This window comes from Solemya elarraichensis gill symbiont (assembly GCF_002021095.1).
Taxonomy (GTDB): domain Bacteria; phylum Pseudomonadota; class Gammaproteobacteria; order Chromatiales; family Chromatiaceae.
In genome coordinates this window covers 1-2,383 of sequence record NZ_MPRK01000262.1, presented here as the reverse complement: position 1 = coordinate 2,383, position 2,383 = coordinate 1, and the positions used below count along the sequence as shown (strand labels likewise).

Genomic DNA, 2,383 nt, shown 5'->3' with positions numbered 1-2,383 from the left:
TGTTCGAAAGAGGGGTACGCAAAGCCACCGGCCTAATAGGCGCCAACCTGGCACCTGATGGCAGAGGAGCCACCCGAAAAGTCAGACAGATGTTACGGGTGGCTTTTTTATGCATGAAATCAGGCGTCAACTACACACCAGAATGTGCGATACGCCCTATTACCATGCCTGAATAAAAAAATAATAACCTGGAAATCATCTTGGCCATAGAAGGCCTTTAAATATTTGAACTGTTTATTACAGAATGCTTGAAATCGGTTACTGATTAAAAAAATCAGAGGGGAAAACAATGAAAAAACTGGCCTTTTTGGCTCTCGCACTGCCACTCACAGCGACCGCTGTTGATTTTGTCGACAACGGTACGCCAGACACGGCAAAAGTCGAACTCGGAAAACTGCTTTTTCATGACAAGTTTCTGAGTGGAAACAAGAATATCTCGTGTGCAACCTGTCACCATGCGTTGGCTGATACAGGCGATGGCCTGTCACTGCCGATTGGTGAAGGTGGTGTTGGCCTTGGTGTGACAAGGGATACAGGTTCGAAGAAACATGCCGTACATGAACGTGTACCGCGTAATGCACCACCAGTTTTCATGCTGGGCAGTACCGAGGTGACACATATCTTCCATGACGGTCGTGTTGAGGCAGCTGAGGGATTTCCGAGCGGCTTCATCTCACCTGCGGGTCAGGACCTGCCTAACACGCTGGAAAATATTGTAGCTGTTCAGGCTATGTTCCCGGTCACAAGTGGCGCCGAAATGGCTGGGCAGGGAAGTGAAAATCATATTGCAAAGGCAGCCGCAGAAGGCAACCTTGCTGGCCCCGGTGGTGTCTGGGAACTTTTGGCAAAGCGCCTGCAGGCTAACGACGAGTATGTTGATCTGTTTATAGGTGCCTTTAGTGATGTCAGTTCTGCTGGCGATATCACATATGCCCATGCCGCGAATGCAATAGCTGCTTTTGAGATTGACGCATGGCGTGCCGATAACAGTCCCTATGATGATTATATGGCTGGTAACTACAATGCTATGAGTAGTGATGCGATAGTAGGCAAAGCTCTGTTTGAAGGCAAGGCGGGTTGCTCAAATTGTCATAATGGGGAAATATTCTCAGACATGGACTTCCACGCGATTGCGATGCCGCAGATCGGTCCTGGAAAAGGTGATGGACTTGGTGGCCGCGACGATTTTGGTCGTTTCCGTGAGACTGGAGATGCCAATGACATGTATAAATTCCGCACACCAATCCTGCGTAATGTTGCGTTGACTGCACCTTACGGCCATACAGGCGCGTATGACACGCTGGAGGATGTTGTCAGGCATCACATGGCCCCGCAAGGTGCAATTCGTGAGTATCGTGATAACGGTGATTGTTACACAAAGCCGGTTATGCCTTCGAGGAGTGATCTTGATGCTCAAGACTGTGTCATTATGGATGACTGGGCCAGTGTAGAGGCGATCGCAAGTGCGGCAAGTGATTACACGCCAGTATCATTGAACCCTACTGAATTTGATCAATTGATTGCATTCCTGCACGCACTGACTGACAAGGGCGACATTGACTTGCGCAGTGACGTACCACGCTCAGTACCAAGCGGTTTGACACTGGCTGAGTAAGCACGACAGCTTCTGTATCAGGCTAAGTGCCTGGTACAGGCTGCAACCACTATCAGGAAAGCCAGGGATTGCCCTGGCTTTTTTTGTATATCACGGTGTTTTATTCTTTCCAGTTGGATCAACTGGATACGGTGAGGTGCCAGTTAGGTTCGGAACGAACCAGCTTTTGGTATTCACTCGCAGGTATCGGCCGACTGAACAGGAAGCCCTGCAGCAGGTCGCATCCCATATCGGTCAGAAATTCTTTCTGTTTCTCTGTTTCAACTCCCTCGGCGACGACCTTGAATCCCAGTTCCTGTGCAAGCTGCATGATCATCTGCACGATGGCCTTGTCGTGGTTGGTCTCGTCCATGTTGCTGACAAAAGCCCTGTCAATTTTGATTGCGTCAATCGGGAGCTGTGTCAGGTAGGAGAGGGAAGAGTAACCGGTACCGAAGTCATCGATGGTCAAAGTGACACCAATCGACTTAAGTGCCAGCATACTCATGACGAGTTGTTCAGGGTGAGCAGTGGCTGCCTCTTCAGTGATCTCCAGTTCCAGCATTTCCGGTGGTACATTATGTTTTTCAAGTGCATGCCTGACATGTTCGGAAAAGTTGCTCAACTGGAAGTGTTGTGCAGAGATGTTGACTGCTACGGGTATCGTCAGGCCTTCATCTTGCCACTCCCTGATCTGCCTGCAGGCCTGATCTAATACCCACTCACCCAGGGTAACGATCAATCCACATGCTTCGGCAACAGGAATAAACACACCAGGGGGAACTATTT

Annotated in this window: 2 protein-coding genes; one reads left to right on the top strand and one right to left on the bottom strand. The window is 49.5% G+C overall.

All coding sequences use genetic code 11. The annotated features are described in order from the left end of the window. Positions 1-289 precede the first annotated feature (289 nt). The gene (locus BOW51_RS09950) at positions 290-1,615 is read left to right on the top strand and encodes a cytochrome-c peroxidase (protein WP_078477579.1); all 1,326 of its coding nucleotides are present in this window, start codon (positions 290-292) and stop codon (positions 1,613-1,615) included. Positions 1,616-1,733: 118 nt separating this feature from the next. Here BOW51_RS09950 and BOW51_RS09945 read toward each other — a convergent pair. Beyond that, the coding region (locus BOW51_RS09945; RefSeq protein WP_135568239.1) for a putative bifunctional diguanylate cyclase/phosphodiesterase at positions 1,734-2,383 on the bottom strand (650 nt) is incomplete at its 5' end.

Coding starts and splice junctions, on each gene's coding strand:
- BOW51_RS09950 (WP_078477579.1), top strand. CDS start 290: ATGAAAAAACTGGCCTTTTTGGCTCTCGCACTGCCACTCACAGCGACC.